The following is a 17,894-nucleotide window of genomic DNA, read 5'->3' as shown; positions in this document are numbered from 1 at the left end:
CGTCCGGCGACCGTGTCCGTGTTTCCGCGTGCCCGGGAGCGAAGCAGCGTCGGCGCGGGCGTGCTGCTGCCCGGCAGCCGCGTGCTCACCGCCGCGCACGTCGTCAACCTGGCTCTGGGCAGGACGGACAAGTATGAAGCGGCCCACCCTGGCAAGGAGGCCGTCCTGCGGGTGCGCGTCGGCGGCCACTGGGAGGACGCCCGGGTCGTCGTCTGGGTGCCCGTGCGTGAGCGGACGAAGCTGCACTGGAAGGGCGATCTGGCCGTACTCGAGCTGCTGCACGGCCTACCGCCGAACTTCCTGCCGCCCCCGTGGCGGCCGGTCACCGAGGGCCTGCCCGTCTGTGCCTGGCATCCGGCGGGGCGTGCCGAATTCTCCCTGGCGCGGAGCAAGGTGGTGGCGGTCGACCCGGAGCTCGCCTTCGCCATCGTGGACAGCAGCGACACCGGCGCCACCATCCAGCACGGCTACAGCGGGGGCCCGGTCTGGTTCGACGAGGACCGGGCCGTCGTCGGCATGGTCGTGGCACAGCTCAAAGGCGACGAGGAACGGGCCCACCACCCCGATCAGATCCGCCGCCGCAGCTGGTGCCTGCCCACCCAGCGTGTCCGCGAGGAACTCGCCGCCGCCGGCGCCGCGCATCTGCTGGACACCCCGCACGACGCGGACGAACCCGACACCTCGAGCGAGGCCTTCGACCTCGCGGACATCCTGAACCGGAAGGTGGACAGCCACAAGGACCTGGCCGAGTACGGCCGGGAGGTGGCCGCACGGACCGGACTGAGCCATCCTCGTGACGATTCCGCGCCGTCCGTGGAGGAGTTCGCGCGCGTCCTTCTCACCTACCCCCGCGCCCTGGCCGAGCTCACCGACGTGTTGTACGCGGCCAAACCCGGCGCCGTGACGGAACTCCTGGACGTAGGCGCGCGAATCGAGCACTGCACGTTGCTCACCGACGCCGAACGGAAGCGGCTGACCGCCCTGCTGGGGTCGCTGCCACACAAGATCACCGCCACCGTCCCCGCCCTCGTGCTGGACGCCCTCCCCGACGTCGAACTCCCCACCGACCTGCTCACCGACGAGACCTGGCTGGATCCGCATGGCGCACCGGGTTCTCTGGAGGCGCTGCTCGACCAATTGGAACGCAGCCGCCGTGCTCCCGCGACCGAGCGCCCGCACAGCCCGCTGCTGCCCGCCCTCGTCTGCTTCGTCCTCCATGTCGCATCCGTGGCACCCGACGCTGTCGCCTCCGACCTGGTCGGATGGTGCGCCAAGGTCGTCCGGCGCACCCAGGGACACCAGGCGGCACTGGAGGAACGGCTGGCGCTGGCCAAGGAGCAGGCGTGCCGGCTACGAGCACCCAACCGGCACGCACCGCGGCTTCTGGTGCGCCTCGAGCGCGTCGACGGCGAGGGGGACACCAGCCGCTTCACCCTGCGGATGTGGCGACGTGAGGCGGTTGGGTGGCAGCGCGTCCATGTCGACGAAAAGGAGGTCCGGGACATCGCCGGCACGGCGGCGAGGATCTTCACCGCCGCCTCGCTGCTCTGGCGGACCGGCACGCTGCCCATCGTCGAGCTGCTGCTGGACCGTGCGGACCTCGACATGGATCCCCACTGGTGGAAGGCCCCGGGGCCGCTGAACACCGAGCGGGCCCTGGGCGTGGACTTCCCGGTTGTGTTCTCCTGCCCGGAACTCGTCGAGCAGGGCAGCGATGCGGAGTTCCTCCGGGAGCGGAAGAGACGTCTGCACCGGGGTGCCCTGGTGCGCATCGAGGCCTCGGTCAGCAGCCTGGACGAGGTCTACGGCCTTTTCGCGGGCGACATGGACGCCGTGGGGGCACTGGTCGGAGCGGTCGAGCCGGCGTTCCGTGAGGTCGTCGTGCAGTACTGCCTCGCGGCAGGCGTGCCCGTGGTGCTGTTCGGGCGGGGCGAGAAGGAGTGGGCGCACGCCGAGAACGTACTCGCCCGCATTCCCCCTGCGGGGCTGCCCCAGGCGGTGCGGGAGTACCGCCGCGGCATCTGGAACGACCCGGCCGTGCACGTCGGACGGCCCGTACTCGCCTGGTCCGACGACCACGGCCCGCTGCCCGAAGACCTCTATCTCGACGACCCCTCGTAGGAGCTCGTATGACAAACGCATCCTGGCGGCTCTTCAGGGGTGACGGTGTCCCCCGGGGCATCGAGAGCCTTCCACCCGCCCCGCCCTGGCGCCGCTTCGGAAACCGCCCGAGGTCGGATACGAACGCCTCTCCCTATCTGATCTCCCCCGGGCACGCCGACGTCGTCAGCGCCGCGCTGCACCTGCGCCGCCCGCTGCTCGTCACCGGCCAGCCCGGCACCGGGAAGTCGTCACTGGCCCGTGCCATCGCGCACGAGTTGCAGCTCGGGGAGGTCCTGCACTGGCCCGTCAACAGCCGTTCCACCGTCAGCGAGGCCCTCTACCGTTACGACGCAGTGGGCCGTCTGCGCGAGACCGCCCTGACCCGAGACCAGGAACGCGAGGAGCCGCCGATCGGCACCTTCGTGCGGCTCGGTCCGCTCGGTACTGCACTGGTGCCCCGGCCGCGACCTCGTGTCCTGCTCGTCGACGAGCTGGACAAGGGCGATGTCGACCTCCCCAACGACCTGCTGACGGTGTTCGAGGAAGGCGAGTACGAGATTCCCGAACTGGCCAGGCTGCCCGAGGACCAGTCCGTCGTGGAGGTCCTGTCCGCTGACGCCGACACCCAGGTCAGGGTCGTCCGCGGGCGGGTACGGTGCCAGGAGTTCCCCGTCGTGGTGATCACCAGCAACGGGGAACGTGACTTCCCACCCGCCTTCCTGCGCAGGTGCGTACGGCTCGAACTGCCCCCGCCGGACAGCGAACGCCTGCGGGAGATCGTCGCGGCCCACCTCGGCCAGGAGGCGGCGTCGAGCGTCGACGACCTGCTCCGAGACTTCCTGAGCCGTCGGCAGCGCGGCGGCCTGGCCACGGATCAGTTGCTCAACGCGGTGTTCCTGCGCGCGGGCGGAGTCGACCTCGACGCGGACGGGCTGCTGGAAGCCGTGGTGCACCGGCTCGGCGGGACGATCTGAGTGCCCGGGGACGCCGCGGGACAGGGGCTCCGGCTCGCGCTGGACGTGCTTGCCGACTGCGGGGTCAGCCTCTCCCAGGAGGAACTGCTCGACGCTCTGTGGCTGGCGCGACGGCTGACCGGCTCACCCGGCGACCTGCCGCTGGAGCGCGACACCACGCCCGCGGCGGATGTCGTGCCGTGCACCCCTGCCGTGTCGGACAGGCACACACCACGCACGGGACCCGGAAGCCGATCCGGTCTGTTCGGCGCAGCCCACCCGAAACCGCGCAGGAAACCCGAGGCTGACCCCGGCACCCCCGATCCGGAGGTCCCTCAGCCGATCACCCCGCTCCAGGCCGACGAGGCACGGGCCATGCCCCTGCGGGTCCCCGAAGCGAAGGCCTTGGCCGACGAACTGTTCATCGGCCGCGTTCTCAGACCCCTCAAGCAGTCCCGCCCCAGCACGACGCGGTATCACTTCGACGAGGAGGCCACCGTGCACGCCCTGGCGGAGACCGGGCTGCCCGACGTGGTGTTGCGACCGGCCCCGGAACGCTGGCTCGACCTCGTCTTCGTCGTCGACGACGGCATCTCCATGCTGTTGTGGCAACGGCTCGCCACCGAACTCCACGCTGTGCTGCGCCGGGCGGGCGCCTTCCGTACGGTGCGGGCCTACGGGCTGCACACCCGTGGTGACGAGGTGTTCCTGCGTGGACGGCCCTTCTCGGACGATGAGAACCGGATGCCGACGCACCTGGCCGCCGACCCCACGGGCCGGACCCTGGTCCTCCTGGTGAGCGACGGCGTCGGTCGGGCCTGGCGTGACGGCCGCATGCACGGCGTCCTGAGCGACTGGGCACGCTGCGGTCCGACCGCGATCGTGCACGCTCTGCCTCCCCGCATGTGGGGCGGTTCGGCTCTGCGAACCCAGCGCTGGCGGGTGACCAGCGGGCGGCGGGGGGCGGCCAACGCCGAGTTGATCGTCACCGACCCGGTTCTCCCGCCGGACGTCATGTCCTTTCGTGGGGTCCCCGTGCCGGTGCTGGAACCCGCACCGGCCGCACTGTCCGCCTGGGTCCGGCTGGTGTCCTCCCCCGCCGCATCCACCACCCTGCCGCTGCTGTCCGCGCCCCGGTCGGTGCGGCCCCAGCCGGCGGACACCGGACTTCCCCGACTGCGGCGCTTCCACGCCGCGGCCACACCGGAGGCCTACCGGCTGGCCGCTCATCTGGCCGGTGTCGCCCCGCTCTCGTTGCCCGTCATGCGACTGGTGCAGGCGGCCATTCCATGGGCCGGTGTCTCGCATCTGGCCGAGGTGTTCCTGGGTGGGCTGCTGCGTTCGCTTCCCGCACCGCCCGGCGAGTGTCTGCTGCCGCAGCACCAGCTCTTCGACTTCGACAGCGACATCGGGGAGGTCCTGCTCAACGCCGTTCCCCTGGCGGACGTCGTGGAGACGGGCAGGACGGTGAGCGCCCGCCTGGCACACCTGGCCGGCCGTTCACCCGACTTCCCGGCCTGGCTCGCCCACCCCGAGGGCCAGGAGCGCATCCCCTCCTCGACTCGGGCTTTCGCGGCCATCGGCCCCCGGCTGGCCGCGCGCTTCGGCGTCGGCAGCCTGGAGCGGCGCATGGGCAGCGTCTGGCGACCGCTTCGGGCGGGTGACCGATGGCGCATCGGCCCCTACACCCTGCATGCCAGAGGCGTGGACGACGGGCCGTGCGACAAGTTTCTGGGCCGGGATCCCAGTGGCACGGAGGTCGTCGTCCTCTCAGCGGACCAGGAGCACGCCGCGTTCCTGGGTACCGAGGAGCGCGCCCTACGACGCATGGCCGGTCGATACGCCCCTCGGCTCGTCGCCAGTGACCTGCTCGACACTCCGCCCTGGGTGGCCGAGATCCCGCCCCACTCGCCGGACGGCATCCCCGCCGAGTCCCTGGCCACGGTGCTCGATCGGGGTGACCTCGAGGCGGACGCCGCTCTTGAGCTGGCCTGGCACCTGTGCGAGGCCGTCGACGCCAGTCATCGCGCGGACCTGATCCACGGAAACCTCACCGCCACCAGCGTCCGGTGTCTGGGAAGGACGGTGATGCTGACGGACTGGTTCTGGTCGTCGCACGGGGCAGGGCCCGGGGCCGGCACGGACCTCGCGGCCCTGGCCCTGCTGGTCGACGCACTCACCGCGTTCGCACCCGAGGTCGATCTCGATGAACTCAGGGCCCTGCTGGAGGCGTGCGCCCCGGACCGTTCGGACAGGACGATCACCGCGGGGCAGCTGGCGGAGGTATTGTCCGCCCGCTTGGGCATGCAAGGGGACGACGGACGGCTCGTCACTGCCATGGACCGGCCGACCAGGGCGAGTCTCATCCGTACCCCGGTCGCCTCATGCGCCAGGATCGCCGTCCTCGGCGTGCCGGGTTCCTCCGGTACGAGCACCACCGCAGCGCTCCTCGCCACGGTCTTCGCCACCGAGCGGCGAGGGCGGACCCTCGTGGTGGACGCCGACCCAGGGCACGGCACCCTGGGCTTCAGGGTGAACCGCAACCGGGGCTGGGGCATGACCGAGCTGGCCTTGCGACTCGACCAGGTGAGTGGTCGCCGCGCCGCCCTGGATCCCTACCTGTCCAGAATGGAGTCGGGAGCGGACATCCTGACGGATCTGCTGGGCCAGCACGCGCCGCCGGCACCGGAGCAGGTGAAGCGGATCTGTGACGCCCTGGCGCAGCACTACGACGTCCTGATCACCGACTCCCACTCCGCCGAACTGGACGCGGGCAAGCACGCCGTGCTGAGCCGGGCCGATCAACTCGTCCTCGTCGTGGACTCGTTGTCGAACCTGTCGGCGGGACCCCGTGCTGAGTGGTTCAGCCGCCTGCTGGGACTCGGCTACAAGGAACTGCTGTCACGCAGCATCATCGTCGAATCGCAGGGGCGGTCCCAGGAAAGCGGCATCATGAGCCGTCCCCTGGAGCTGCGCCAACTCTGCCGGGCCGTCGTGGCCATCCCTTTCAGCGCCTACCTGGCCAACGCGGGCGAAGCGGATCTGAACCGACTGGGCGACGATCTCCGGGAGGCCTACTACGACCTGACGGCACTCGTCGCCCAGTCCTTCAGACTCCCCTGAGAGCTGAGGCGGCTTGATCAGGATCGCTACGTCGAGCCACCTGGCTCACATTCAGGCGCCGGGAACACTGGGCCACCTGATCGACAACCTCGCCTAGGCGTCCCGGCGTGAGCGGACGTACCGCCGCCCGAAGTAACACACCCCCGCCACCCCGCCGGCAGCGCCGAGCGCGCAGAGGGCTGTTGCCCAGGTGGCCATGTCCTGGGTGATCCACAGGAGGCTCACCGCCACCAGCGCCACGGAGAACAGCAGGCGTTCTCCGTGGCCCGGGGTGCGGCGGCCGGTCAGTCCCCGGTGGCCGTGCACTTGTACGTCACGCCCTTCATTTTGATGTCGCGCCATCCCGCCTTCACGGAAACATCGGCGGGCGCGACATCGGTTCCACCTCCGCCGCCGCTTTCCTTTCGGCAGTAATAGCCGAGTGCGTCGAGTTTCTTGATGTCGCTCATCGCCTGGTACTTCTTGTACGACGCGATCATGGCGGCCCGGCGCTCCGCGGGCGTGGCCTCCTTCGCCTTCGTGTAGGCGTAGCACCCGATGCTCGCGCCGATCCCCACCCATGAGGCGCCCTTGGCCAGCGCCTTGCTGAGGCCTGCCGCGCCGCTGCCGATCCCCAGGACCGCGCAGATCTCGTCCGCTCCGGCGCGCACCTGCGGCTGCGCCGGGGCCGCCTGGGCCGTCTGGATGCCGACACCGCACAGCGCACCGGTCATGGCGAAAGCTATTGCGGAAGAAATTCCCTTGCTTCGTACGCGCACGAAGGACAACCCCGTTCCCCGTTTAGTGAATTGCATGGTCAGTGCGAAATTGAGGCTACCCACGGGGAACGGGCCGTCGCAATGGAGGAAGTGTGAACATCACCGGGAGGAAATTCAACCGGGTAAAACCTTTTTCAACGCCTCGTCAAGGCTCTTCGCCACCTGTGCGTCCCGTGGCCGGGGTGCGCCCGGCGGGCGGGGGCCGCACAGGGCGTCCAGTTGGGTGATGAGGGTCTGGGTGACGGCCCCGTACAGGGGCGTGCGGGGCCGCTGGACGGCCTCGCTCAGGGCGGGCAGCAGGACATCACGGGAGTAGCTGACGCCGCCCGCGAGCAGATCGGGTGCCTTGAGTTCGGCGCTCTCGCCCGTGGGCGACGCCGAGGCGCTCCCGGAGTACGCGGAGGCGTGCCGGCACTCCGGGGTGGCGTCGGGCGCCTGGTACGCGGAGGTGCGTGTCGCGGCGAACCCGGCGCGCAGCAGGCAGCGTTCGCTGTCCGGGTCGGTCAGGAACGCGATCAGCTCGGCGGCCTTCGCGGCGCGCTGCTCGGAGGTGGAGGAGGTGACGGCGAGGTTCTGTCCGCCGAGCACCGCCTTGCCGGGCAGCCGGGTCACCCCGAGGTTCTCCTTGAACGTCTCGTACAGAGCCGGGTAGACGTACGGCCAGTGCCGCAGGAACGTCGTGCGGCCCTCCGCGAACGCGCTGAGCGACTCCGCCTCGCGCGAGGCGGAGGCCTCCCCGAGCAGGTACGCCGACGCCGTGCGCTCCCGCAGCTCGGTCACGCCGGCGGTCAACTGCTCCTCGTCGGCGGCGTACCGGCCGTCCTCGTCGGTCAGCGCGAAGTCCGGTACGGCCGAGGCGAACGCCTCGATCGCGTTGACCGTACGGCCCTCGTAGGCGGCGAGCTGCGTGGTCCAGCCGTCCTTGTACCCCTCGGGCTTGGTCCGGTCGTTGACGGTGTCGATGAGGTCCCGGAGGTCGTCCCAGGTCACGCCGCCGCTCAGATCGGTGCGGGAGGTGCCGACGCTGCGCAGGTGGTCCTTGCGGTAGTACAGCAGGCCCACGTCGCTGTTGAAGGGCACCGCGTACCGCTCGCCGTCCCAGAACGACGTGCGGTCGACGGACGGGATGATGTCGCCGGGCGACTTCACCGCCCTGCCGGTCAGCGGGCGGATCAGCCCGGCCGCGGCGAACTCCGGGATCCAGGTCACGTCCAGGTTCACCACGTCGTACTCGGCGCCGCCCGACTGGAGCGCGCCGAGCAGCTGGCTGCGCTGCTGGTCCGCCGAGCCGGGCAGCTCCACCAGGCGGGCCCGGTAGCCCTGTTCGCCCTCCTTGGCGTTCCAGGCGTCGATGAGCTGCTGGCGGATGCCGTTCTTTCCGGTGACGTCCTGGCCGCTGGCCACCACGATCCGGGGCGGCTCGGTGCCCGGCGGCTGCTGCTCCCCCGCGTCCCTGGCGGTGCAGGAGGCGAGCGCGAGCAGGGCGAGAAGGGACGCCAACGACAACACGGCGGCCGTCAGGCGACGGACCGTCCGGCGGGCAACCATCCCGCGGCCGGCCGTCCTGCGGCCGGCCATCCTGCGGCCGACCGTCTGGCGACCAGCCATCCGGTGGCCGGCCGTCAGGCTGCCGGCCGTCAGGCTGCCGGCCGTCAGGCGACGGACCGTCCGGCGGCGCGGCGTGAGGCGGCGGGTCATCATTCCACCCCCGATCCGGTGCGGGCGACCTCGTCGTACAGGGCGGGGACCAGGTCGTCCCCGACGTCCAGGCAGCGGCCCCGGCCCGCCGCGGCGATGCGGGTCGCGGGGCGGCCTCGGTCGCAGCCCGAGTTGCGCAAGGACACCATGACGACCGGGACTTCCGCGTCACCGCCGGCCCGGTCGAGGACCTCCTCCAGGGCCTTGCCGGTCAGGCGGCCGTCGTCCTCGCCGTCCGTGAGGTACACGATCAGCTGCGGCTGCTCGTCGCCGGTGCCGCGCTCCCGCATGAACGCCAGCGCGTCCAGCAGCGCCCCGTGCGGATCGGCCTCGGCGTCCCGCACCTCGGCACGCTCCAGGGCGCGTTCGGCGTCGGGGCGCTCGTGCGTACCGAAATCCAGCAGCTCGGTGTGGGTACGGCCGCCGGTGCCGTGCACCGCCCACACCCCGTACTCGTCCTCCCCGCCGAGCCCGGGCAGGGTCTGCTTCAGGATGCCCGGGCCGCCGCTGGAGCCGTCCCAGCGCCCGGCCATCGAGCCGGAGCTGTCGAGGAGGAACAGGACCCGGCCGGGGCCGTGCGCGTTGCCGTAGCGCTCCAGGGTCAGGTCCATCTCCGAGGGGTCGGCGGCCTTGGCCGGACGGACCGACTCGGCGAGGCCCCGGGGAGCCTCCTTCGCGGCGAGCAGGCCGCGCTCACCGGTCGCCGACCGGAAGCCGTGCTCGCCGAGCACCGCCCGGCCGCCGTCACCCGTCAGCCAGGCGCGCAAGCGGTCCACGGCGTCGTCCCGCGCCTCGGCGTCCCGGTCGCCGTCCTCCCAGCGCACCCGCACGAACGCCGGTTCCAGACCCGGCACGTCGTCGGGGTAGACGGCGACGCGCGGGGCGCGGGTGAACGGGTGGCAGCCGATGCCGCTCTTCAGCAGGAACTCCGGAACCAGCGCCGCGCCGTGGCGGTCGACCGCGTCGTCGGCGGGCAGCGCGCACAGCAGCCGCGCGGCCGAGGGCTCGGGCCGTCCGGCCCCGGCCAGGCGCCGTTCGGCGGTGCGCGCGTCGGCGTCCTCGCCGTACAGGCCCATCGTGGCCAGCAGCGCCGCGTCGGTCAGTTCCGGTGCGGGACGGTGCAGTACGGCCTTGCCGTCGGCCCGTTCGAGGTCGGTGAGCAGCCGGGACAGCGACCGCCCGGTGGGGGCGAGGCCCTCGCCGAGTGCCGTCGGCACGGCCAGCACGACCGGTGAGTAGGCGATCGGGTCGGCCTCCGCCTCCAGCCGGGCGAAGAGGCGGTCCTCCTCCGCCGCCGCCACGTTGACCCGGTCGAGGTCGGCGCGGGTGGAGGGGATCCACACGTCCGGCTGGGGGCCGATGTCCCGCTGCGGGTTGTCGTCCTCGCGCGGCTGCTGCCAGGCGTCGGTCCGCTTGCCGAGCGCGGTGACGACGGCCGCGGCACCCGCGCTGTTGACGGTGACGCCGCTGCGCCGGCAGCCGTCGCCGGTGGTGTTGGCGTCCGAGGTGACGTAGGCGTCCGCCGCCGCCCGCACCACGGGTTCCAGGTCGGGGTCGGTGAGGACGCGCAGTTCCAGGGGCGGTGCGCAGGGGGCGGAGTCACCGGTCAGGGCGAGGATGCCGTAGCCGCCGGCACCGGTGGCGAGCAGGGCGAGCAGCACCGCCGGCGTCCACCGGCCGGACCCGGCGACGGCCTTGCGGGCCCGGGCGAGCAGGACGCGCAGCCGGCGGAGCCAGGAGTCGTCCGGGGGCGGAGGCGGGAGCACCGCGGGGCCCGCTGCCAGCAGCACGTCCGACTCCGGGTCCCAAGGGGGAGCCAGGGCCTGCGGCCGCTGCGGATCGTCGTCCTCCGCCTTGTACCTCGCGGCGGCCATCCGCTCCTTCACCGCCGCGTACAGCCGGGACAGCCACACGTCGCCGCCCTCGTCGAGGACGCGCGTGAGTTCGCGGGTGAAGGGCGTCGCCGCGTCGGCGTCCCCGCCCAGGATGCAGCGGTTGGGCTGCACGCTCATCAGCAGCAGGATCTTGTGCTTCTTGCGCTTGGGATCGTCGAGGCGGTGCCAGATGCCGGCGGCGTTGCCCGCGTAGCAGCAGTCGAGGATCACCACGACCCGCTCGGCGTGGCTCTCGGCGAGTTCGCCCAGCACTTCGCTGAAGCTCACCGAGCCGGGCAGCCCGTGGCCCGTGAGCACCCGCGCGGTACGCATCTGCAGGTGCAGTTCGCTGCCGGAGGTGGAGGTGACGGCGTGCCCGGCGAAGTAGAGCAGCAGCAGCCCCCTGGCCTCGCGGCAGGCGCGGCGCAGCGCCCCGGTGAAGTCGTCCGGGGTCGGTGAGGCGAGCGTGCTCACCTCACCCGCGCCGAACACGCCGCCCCGGTGCAGCGCGTCCTGCAGTGAGGTCCGGTTGTGCCGCACGGCCGGGAGCTGCCCGTTCACGCCCTGGGGGTCCGGTGCCGTGTGGTCGTACTCGGACACACCGGCCAGCAGCGCCCGGTTCGCCTTGCCGCGCGGGTCGAAGCGGCTCACCGCCTACTCCCCGTCGGGGTCCAGCGGGCGGATCCGCGGCTCGGGGTCGCCGCCTTGCAGCCTGCGGCGGTTGTTCGTCCAGGTCTTCACCGCGCGGGCGGTGTACTCGGTGAGCGCCGCGACCGTGACGACGTCACCCAGGATCTCCAGCACCAGGTCGAGGCCGGGCCCGAGCCGTCCGGGGGGCCCGTCCGTGCCGGGCTTCGCGTCGATGCGCAGGTGCCGCCGGGAGACCAGGTCCTCCAGCGGTTCGTCGCGCTCCAGCCACGTCTTCAGCGCTCTGACGTCGTCCACGGTGGCGCCGGCGCCCAGCCGGACGCGCACGCCTAAGACAGCCACTTCGTCCCCCTCTGTCATGTCCGACATCATGACACCGGGTCAGGCTCCGGCGGCAGACCCGTGACGTGACCGGCGCGAGCGATTGCACGCCCCCTTCACGCCACGCGCACACGGCGCACGCGGCCGAGGGGTCCGTGCACGGTGGGTGTCCGGATGCCTCGTGGAGCCAGGCCTGTTCAGCCCTGGGTCTGCAACTGCCGCATCTGGCGCTGCACATGGTCCAGCGCCCCCTCGCGGCGCCCGGGCACCCGCTCGCGCAACGCGGCGAGCGCGGCGCCCAGTTCGCGGGCGGGGGCGGGGTCGCGGACCTGGCCCCACTGGTGGTGCCCCCGGTCGACGGCCGCCTCGACAGCGGGGGCGTCCGGCGCCTGCCCGGCGTTCAGCCGGGCGGTGGCGATGGCCAGCCAGGTGCGGCAGCTGCGGGCCGCGTCCCCGGCGAACATCGCCAGGTCGGCCCGTACCTCGGCCCAGTGCAGGGCCTCTTCGGACGCGGGCCCGTGCGCGGCGACGGCGGACTGCTCGTGCCGGGCGGCGAGCGCGTCGGCGTCGGCGTGCCGGCCGGACTGGACGGCGGCGGTGATGGCCGCGTGCGGATCCCCGCCCGTGGGACCGGGCGTGCTCAGCACCAGGTCGGTGCCCGCGCTCTCCGGCGCGATCCGGGTCAGGGCCTGCTGGTGCAACTGCTCGACCGGCGGCCGGAATCCGCTGCGCAGGATCGTCGCGACGGCCTTCATGTACGCCGGCTGCGCGACGCCGCGCCGGGACGGCGGGGGCGCGACGCGACCGTGCACGGCGTTGCCGCGCCCCGCGTCCAGCGGGGTGCCGCGCAGCAGTTGCCAGGTCTCGGTGTCGGCGTGCAGGTCGAGCAGGAGGGTGGTGGCACCGGCGGGTCTGAGGCGCAGCTCCTCCCGGAACCAGTGCCAGGGGAAGGCGGTGTAGCGGACGGTGGCGGGGGTGGTGCGGGCCAGTGCGAGGTGGGGCAGGCGCTGCCGGCGGTCGAGCTGGAGCTGCCCGGCGACGTACACGGTGAGGGGTCCGGGAGCCGCGGCGGCGGCGCGCAGCCGGGTCAGGACGGCCTGCGGTTCCAGCGGGTCGGCGAGTTCGACGACGTTCGCCGTGTCGGTGCCGGACAGCACGGCGGGCGCCACGGCGGCGAGGACAGGGAGCACGGAGGCGGCGTCCACCAGGCGCCCCCGGCCCACCGGCGACGCCGCCAGCAGCAGCACGGTTCCGGGCATGGCCCCACCCCCTGTGTCGATCACGTACGTCAGCACGGTAACCGCTGCGGCTGCAAAGGTGGGCCTCAGGACCGCAAACGTCCGCCTTCGGGGGCTTCGCGCTCCGTTCTCCTGCGGACGGCGAAGACGGTGGTGTCGTCGGCGAGGCTCCCGCCGCCGTGCCGCAGGGTGCCCTCCCGTACGAAGGCGGCCAGGCGGGCCGGTGCGGCGGTGGCCGGGTCCTCGGCGACGGCCCGGGCCACGTCGTCGGCGAGCGGGTAGAACGCCCCGGTGGCGTCCCGGGCCTCGGTCACCCCGTCGGTCACGAGCAGCAGTGTCTCGTCGGCGGCGACCCGCCACCGCCGCGGTCGCGGGGGCCCGGCCCCGAACTCGCCGAAGCCGAGCGGCAGTCCGGACCCGGCCGCCAGGGTGCGCACCCCGCCCGGCCCGACGGCGAGCGGCGGCTCGTGGCCGAACAGCAGCACGTCCACCGCCCCCTCCTCGTCGTCGGGGAAGGCGAGGAGCACGGCGGTGGCGAACCGGTCGCCGTCCGAGCGGCCCAGGGCGACGGTGTGCCCGCGGTGCCGGACCATCCGTGTCTCCAGCCGCTCGGCGACCGCCGCCAGCTCCGCCTCGTGGTACGCGGCCTCCCGGAACGTGCCGAGCAGCGCGGCCGCCGCCTCGACCGCGCCCAGGCCCTTGCCCTGCACGTCGCCGACCAGGACGCGGGTGCCGTGCGGGCCGGGCTGGATGTCGTAGAAGTCGCCGCCGACGCGGGCGTCGGCGTCGGCGGTGAGGTAGACACCGGCGTGATCGAGGCCGCCCCAGCCCGGCGGCAGCGGACGCAGCACGGTGCGGCGGACGGTCTCGGTGACGTCGCTGAGGTGCAGCGCGCGGTGCTCGTCGCGCACCCGGACCGCGCAGGCCAGGGTGGCGAGGATGCCGCCGAGGGCGACGAGGACGAAGTCGGCGCGTCCGGCCCGGTACTCGTGCGGCCAGGCACTGTCGGAGACGACGTACGTCACCAGGGAGAGGACCGCGAACAGGGCCGTGCCCCACACCCCGCAGATCGAGGCGGCGAGGGCCGGCACCAGCACGATCCAGGAGATCATGCGGAACTCGCCGATGGTGTGGTAGTCGGCCACCGCGAGGGCGACGAGCAGCAGCAGCGGCGGCACCCAGGCCACGCTGCGTCCCCGCACCCGCAGCAGCTCCTGCCGCCGCACGGCGTCGGGGCGCCCGGCCCGGGCGTGCCGGACGAGCGGGCCGGGCCGGACGCGTGGGCGGCTTCTCACGTGCGGGCCGTGCCCCCCGCGGTGGCGGCTCACGGCCCCAGCGAAACACGGTGCCGCACCGGCCGCATCCCGTTCGACGCGCCCGCCGACTTGCCAGGGGCCGCCCCCAGGTGTGCCCTGGATCCAGGGGCAGGGACAGAGAGGAGAGCTGTCATGGCTCATGCGGCACCCGCCTCACCCAGGATGACCGTGCCCGGCCGCAGGCCCGACGTGTTCGGCCCGCGGGTCCACCTCGCCGTGAAGGTCGGCCTGCCCCTGGTGCTCGGGCTCACCTACGGTTACTGGGCCGCGGCCATCCGGCGCGACGCCGGGCCCATCACCGGCTGGAACGTGCTGTTCGGATTCGTGACCGCGTTCGTGTTCGCGGTGGTGTTCGCCGCGGTGTGCGCGCTGGCCCCGCTGCTGCCCCGCGAGCTGCACGCCTTGTGCTGGTTCGTCTTCGCGGGCGGCGCGGCCGGTTTCCTGTACAGCCAGTCCGGTGCGTCCGTACTGAGCTCCAGCGGCTTGGGGCTGGTGGTGGGGGCGGGCGTCCTCGTGATGGTGTTCTACCGCTACTACACGCACGAGGACGCCCAGGGCCGGCGCATCGGCTGAGGGAAGCAGTGGGACACCCGTTCGGCGGAGCCCGGCGGCGGGCCCCCGGCAGCGGCTTGGCGCTGGTGGAGCGGGCCGCGGCACGGCGGCCGGGCGGCCGGACGGTGTCGCAGCGCTCGCGGGCCGGGCCCGGGGGCCGTTGCCTGGAAGGGTGTCCGAGCACGACCGGGCGCCCGGAGCCGCGAAGGCGCCCCTACGAGTGCGGAACGTCCTGTCGGCCGTTCTGCTGGTCCTCGCGTGTCTGCTCGTGCCGGTCGGGGCGCTGGCGTCCTGGGCCGCCCACCAGCTGACCGACACCGGCCGCTACGTGCGGACGATGGCTCCGCTCGCCGACGACCCGGACGTGCGGCGCGCGGTCGCGGACGCCGTCGGCGAGGGGGTGCTGCGGGAGGCCGGACACCGAACGGAGAACGGCCGGCTGCCCGCACAGGTCGAGCCGTTCGTGCACGACGCGGCCCGCTCCTTCACCCGCACCGAGACCTATCGCACGGCCTGGGACGCGGCGAACCGGGCCGTGCACGGGGCGGTGCTGCGCGCCCTGCGCGACGACGGCGCCCGCACGGCCCCGGTCACCGTCGACCCCGCCCCGGTCATCGCCCGCGTCAAGCGGCAACTCTCCGACGACCACGTGCCGTTCGCCCACCGCATCCCGGTCACGCACACGAGGATCCCGGTGCTCCCGGCCGACGACACCGACCGACTGCGCAAGGGGTACCACGTGCTCGACACCGCCGCCTTCTGGCTGCCGCTCGCCGCCGCCGTCCTCCCGGTCGCCGGGATCACCGTCGCCGCCTGCCGCCGCCGGGCGCTCACCGCCCTCGGCCTGGGCACGGCCCTGGGCGGCGCGCTGCTGGCCCTGGCCGTCGCGCTCGGCCGCCGCCTGACCCTGGCCGACCTGCCCGACACCCTGCACCGCCCGGCCGCGGGCGCCGTCTACGACGCCCTGACGGCCACGCTGCGCACGGTGTCCTGGCTGCTGTGCGCGCTGGGCCTGGCGGTGGCGGCCGGCGCCTGGGTCACGGGCCGGTACGGTCCCCGGATCGCCGCGCGGCGACATGCGCGAGGGTCCGCAGTGCCCGGCGCAGATCCGGTTCCGGTGCCGAGGCGAGCCCGAGCCTGACGGCGTCGGGCGTGTGCCCGGGGGCGACGGCGAAGGCGGGGCCGGGTGTGACGGCGATGCCGTGCGCCGCGGCGGCGGCCGTGAAGGTGTCCGCGCGCCAGGGGGCGGGCAGCTCCCACCAGGCGAAGCAGGACGCCGGGTCGGACCGTACGGCGAAGCCGGCGAGTTCCTCGGCGAGGATCCGCTGCCGCCGTGCCGCGTCCGCCCGCTTGGCCGCCACCAGCCGTGCCACCGTCCCCTCCGCGGCCCACCGCACGGCCGCCTCCAGCGCGAACCGCCCCGCGCTCCAGCCGCCCGAGCGCACGGCACCGGCCACGGCGGCGACCCGGTGCGGCGGCACGACGAGGAACCCGGCGGTGAGCCCCGGGGCGACCCGCTTGGAGAGTCCGTCGACGACGTGGGTGAGGGCCGGGGCGTGCACGGCGAGCGGATCCCCGGGCTCTGTGAGGAAGGCCCAGACGCGGTCCTCCACGACCGGCAGGTCCAGGTCGTGCACCAGCTGGGCGAGGTGCAGCAGCCGCGGCCGGCTCGTGGTCAGGGACGTCGGGTTGTGCAGGGTCGGCTGTACGTAGAGGGCGGACAGCGGCGCCGTGCGGTGCGCGGCGGCGACGGCCTCGGGGAGCAGCCCGGCAGAGTCCCCGGCCAGGGGGACCAGGGTGATGCCGAGCCGTGCCGCGATCTCCTTGACCAGCGGATACGTCAGCTGCTCCACCCCGACCCGGCCGCCCGGCCGGACCAGGGAGGCCAGGACGGCGGCGATGGCCTGCCGGGCGTTGCCGGTGAACAGCAGCCGCTCCGGGGCGGGCCGCCAAGCGGGGGTGGTGAGCAGTGCGGCCGCCGCCTCCCGTGCGGCCCGGGTGCCGGTGGCGGCTGCCGGTAACAGCGCCTCGGCCAGCACGTCGGGACGCAGCAGCGGCGCGAGGACGGGGGCGAGCAGCTCCGGCTGGCCGGGCGCGGCGGGGTAGTTGAGTTCGAGGTTGACGGGCGCGGCCCCGGGGGGCCGGGGTTCGACGAGCGCCTGTCCGGCCGGCCCGGCCGGTGCGGCCCGTACGAAGGTCCCGCGCCCCACCTCCCCGACGACCAGTCCGCGCCGTACGAGTTCGCCGTAGACCCGCCCGGCCGTGGACGGGGCGATGCCCCGCCGCCGGGCGAAGGCACGCTGCGGCGGCAGCCGTTGGCCCGGCCGCAGCCGTCCGGTGGCGATGTCGTCGGCGATGCGGTCGGCGATGCGCCGGTAGTCACTCATCGGGTCACTCATCGGGCCGGTCTCCCCTGTGGATTGCACCGAGAGCAAAGATCTTATTGCACTGAGTAGTTGGGCGGCCTAGGGTCGACGCCATGGCACCCTTCCTCGCATACGAGGACAAAGGCCCCGATACGCATCGGGTTCCGCTGGTCCTCGTCCACGGCCATCCCTTCGACCGCACGATGTGGGCACCCCAGCTCGACCGCTTCCCGGGTACCCGCCGAGTCGTCGCCCCCGACCTGCGCGGCTACGGCGCCTCCCCCACCGCCCCGGCCGTCCCGGACTTCTCGGCGTTCGCCCGGGACGTCGAGGCCCTGCTGGACGAGCTGAAGGTGGAGTCGTTCGTGCTCGCGGGCCTGTCGATGGGCGGGCAGATCGTCATGGACTGCTACCGCCTGTTCCCCGGGCGCGTGCGCGGCCTGGTCCTCGCGGACACCTTCCCGTCGGCGGAGACCCCCGAGGGCGTGCGCGACCGCGACGCCATGGCGGACCGCCTCCTCGCCGAGGGCATGGGCGGTTACGCGGACGAGGTCCTGGAGCGGATGGTCGCCCCGTACGCGTCCGCCGAGGTCAAGGCGCACGTCCACGGCATGATGACCGCGACCGCCCCCGAGGGCGCCGCCGCGGCCCTGCGCGCCCGGGCCCGCCGCCTGGACTACACCGTCCTGCTGCCGCGGGTGTCCGTCCCGGCCCTGGTCGTCGTGGGGGCCGACGACACCTTCACACCGGTCTCCGACGCCCGGGCGATGCACGCCGCGCTCCCGGACGCGGAACTGCGCGTCATCGAGGGGGCGGCACATCTGCCGAACCTGGAACGCCCGGAGGAGTTCGACCGGGCGCTGGAGGAGTTCCTGGCCCGGGTCGACGCCCGGCAACCCTCCGCCGCCCCGTCCCGTCTGTGAGGGAGGATGCGGGCACCCCAT

Annotated in this window: 14 protein-coding genes; 6 read left to right on the top strand and 8 right to left on the bottom strand. The window is 73.5% G+C overall.

The features are described 5' to 3' along the window. Positions 1–12 precede the first annotated feature (12 nt). From ACFV20_RS15640 to ACFV20_RS15630, 3 genes are read left to right on the top strand one after another with little or no spacing between them, the layout of a single operon-like run. Positions 13–2,121, top strand: a complete 2,109-nt coding sequence (locus ACFV20_RS15640) for a trypsin-like peptidase domain-containing protein (RefSeq protein WP_385656576.1) — start codon at positions 13–15, stop codon at positions 2,119–2,121. Positions 2,122–2,129: 8 nt separating this feature from the next. Next, the gene (locus tag ACFV20_RS15635; protein WP_385656574.1) at positions 2,130–3,077 is read left to right on the top strand and encodes an AAA family ATPase; all 948 of its coding nucleotides are present in this window, start codon (positions 2,130–2,132) and stop codon (positions 3,075–3,077) included. Further along, positions 3,078–6,179: an SAV_2336 N-terminal domain-related protein gene (locus ACFV20_RS15630; RefSeq protein ID WP_385656571.1), complete on the top strand. Its 3,102-nt coding sequence runs from the start codon at positions 3,078–3,080 to the stop codon at positions 6,177–6,179. 93 nt (positions 6,180–6,272) lie between these two features. Here the strand turns inward: ACFV20_RS15630 and ACFV20_RS15625 are convergent, their stop codons facing one another. The 7 genes from ACFV20_RS15625 to ACFV20_RS15595 all read right to left on the bottom strand — a co-directional run bounded on the left by ACFV20_RS15625 (position 6,273) and on the right by ACFV20_RS15595 (position 14,011). Next, positions 6,273–6,485, bottom strand: a complete 213-nt coding sequence (locus tag ACFV20_RS15625; RefSeq protein ID WP_385656568.1) for a hypothetical protein — start codon at positions 6,483–6,485, stop codon at positions 6,273–6,275. After that, positions 6,464–6,892 carry a hypothetical protein gene (locus ACFV20_RS15620; RefSeq protein ID WP_385656565.1) on the bottom strand — a complete coding sequence of 143 codons (429 nt, stop codon included), beginning with the start codon at positions 6,890–6,892 and terminating at the stop codon, positions 6,464–6,466. The genes ACFV20_RS15625 and ACFV20_RS15620 overlap by 22 nt, the downstream gene beginning before the upstream one ends. Positions 6,893–7,051: 159 nt before the next feature. Beyond that, on the bottom strand, positions 7,052–8,446 hold the full coding sequence (locus ACFV20_RS15615) for an extracellular solute-binding protein (RefSeq protein ID WP_385656877.1): 1,395 nt from the start codon (positions 8,444–8,446) through the stop codon (positions 7,052–7,054). Between the two features lie 188 nt (positions 8,447–8,634). Continuing rightward, entirely contained in the window at positions 8,635–11,160 is a 2,526-nt protein-coding gene (locus ACFV20_RS15610) for a caspase family protein (RefSeq protein ID WP_385656562.1), read from the bottom strand. A 3-nt stretch (positions 11,161–11,163) separates the two neighbouring features. Continuing rightward, positions 11,164–11,499, bottom strand: a complete 336-nt coding sequence (locus ACFV20_RS15605) for a hypothetical protein (RefSeq protein WP_385656559.1) — start codon at positions 11,497–11,499, stop codon at positions 11,164–11,166. Positions 11,500–11,675: 176 nt separating this feature from the next. Further along, a complete protein-coding gene (locus ACFV20_RS15600; RefSeq protein ID WP_385656556.1) occupies positions 11,676–12,737 on the bottom strand; it encodes a hypothetical protein in 1,062 nt (353 codons plus the stop codon). Positions 12,738–12,802: 65 nt separating this feature from the next. After that, positions 12,803–14,011 carry a PP2C family protein-serine/threonine phosphatase gene (locus ACFV20_RS15595; protein WP_385656553.1) on the bottom strand — a complete coding sequence of 403 codons (1,209 nt, stop codon included), beginning with the start codon at positions 14,009–14,011 and terminating at the stop codon, positions 12,803–12,805. A 153-nt stretch (positions 14,012–14,164) separates the two neighbouring features. Between ACFV20_RS15595 and ACFV20_RS15590 the strand changes: the two genes are divergently transcribed. Further along, positions 14,165–14,605, top strand: a complete 441-nt coding sequence (locus ACFV20_RS15590; RefSeq protein ID WP_385656550.1) for a hypothetical protein — start codon at positions 14,165–14,167, stop codon at positions 14,603–14,605. Positions 14,606–14,756: 151 nt separating this feature from the next. Further along, the gene (locus ACFV20_RS15585) at positions 14,757–15,725 is read left to right on the top strand and encodes a hypothetical protein (protein ID WP_385656548.1); all 969 of its coding nucleotides are present in this window, start codon (positions 14,757–14,759) and stop codon (positions 15,723–15,725) included. Here ACFV20_RS15585 and ACFV20_RS15580 read toward each other — a convergent pair. Continuing rightward, positions 15,622–16,971 carry a PLP-dependent aminotransferase family protein gene (locus tag ACFV20_RS15580; RefSeq protein ID WP_385656875.1) on the bottom strand — a complete coding sequence of 450 codons (1,350 nt, stop codon included), beginning with the start codon at positions 16,969–16,971 and terminating at the stop codon, positions 15,622–15,624. The two genes, ACFV20_RS15585 and ACFV20_RS15580, sit on opposite strands and share 104 nt — an antisense overlap. A gap of 92 nt (positions 16,972–17,063) precedes the next feature. On the opposite strand from ACFV20_RS15580, the gene ACFV20_RS15575 reads away from it, so the two are divergent. Then, positions 17,064–17,873: an alpha/beta fold hydrolase gene (locus tag ACFV20_RS15575; RefSeq protein WP_385656545.1), complete on the top strand. Its 810-nt coding sequence runs from the start codon at positions 17,064–17,066 to the stop codon at positions 17,871–17,873. Positions 17,874–17,894 lie beyond the last annotated feature (21 nt).

The organism is Streptomyces sp. NPDC059696, assembly GCF_042733745.1.
Taxonomy (GTDB): Bacteria; Actinomycetota; Actinomycetes; order Streptomycetales; family Streptomycetaceae; genus Streptomyces.
The sequence above is the reverse complement of the archived record's forward strand: the minus strand, read 5'-3'. Positions and strand labels throughout refer to the sequence as shown.

What these genes read in the sequence shown, in the direction of transcription:
- ACFV20_RS15635 (WP_385656574.1), top strand. Translation starts at nt 2,130, where the DNA reads ATGACAAACGCATCCTGGCGGCTCTTCAGGGGTGACGGTGTCCCCCGG.
- ACFV20_RS15620 (WP_385656565.1), bottom strand. Translation starts at nt 6,892, where the DNA reads ATGACCGGTGCGCTGTGCGGTGTCGGCATCCAGACGGCCCAGGCGGCC.
- ACFV20_RS15600 (WP_385656556.1), bottom strand. Translation starts at nt 12,737, where the DNA reads ATGCCCGGAACCGTGCTGCTGCTGGCGGCGTCGCCGGTGGGCCGGGGG.
- ACFV20_RS15590 (WP_385656550.1), top strand. Translation starts at nt 14,165, where the DNA reads ATGGCTCATGCGGCACCCGCCTCACCCAGGATGACCGTGCCCGGCCGC.
- ACFV20_RS15580 (WP_385656875.1), bottom strand. Translation starts at nt 16,971, where the DNA reads ATGAGTGACTACCGGCGCATCGCCGACCGCATCGCCGACGACATCGCC.
- ACFV20_RS15575 (WP_385656545.1), top strand. Translation starts at nt 17,064, where the DNA reads ATGGCACCCTTCCTCGCATACGAGGACAAAGGCCCCGATACGCATCGG.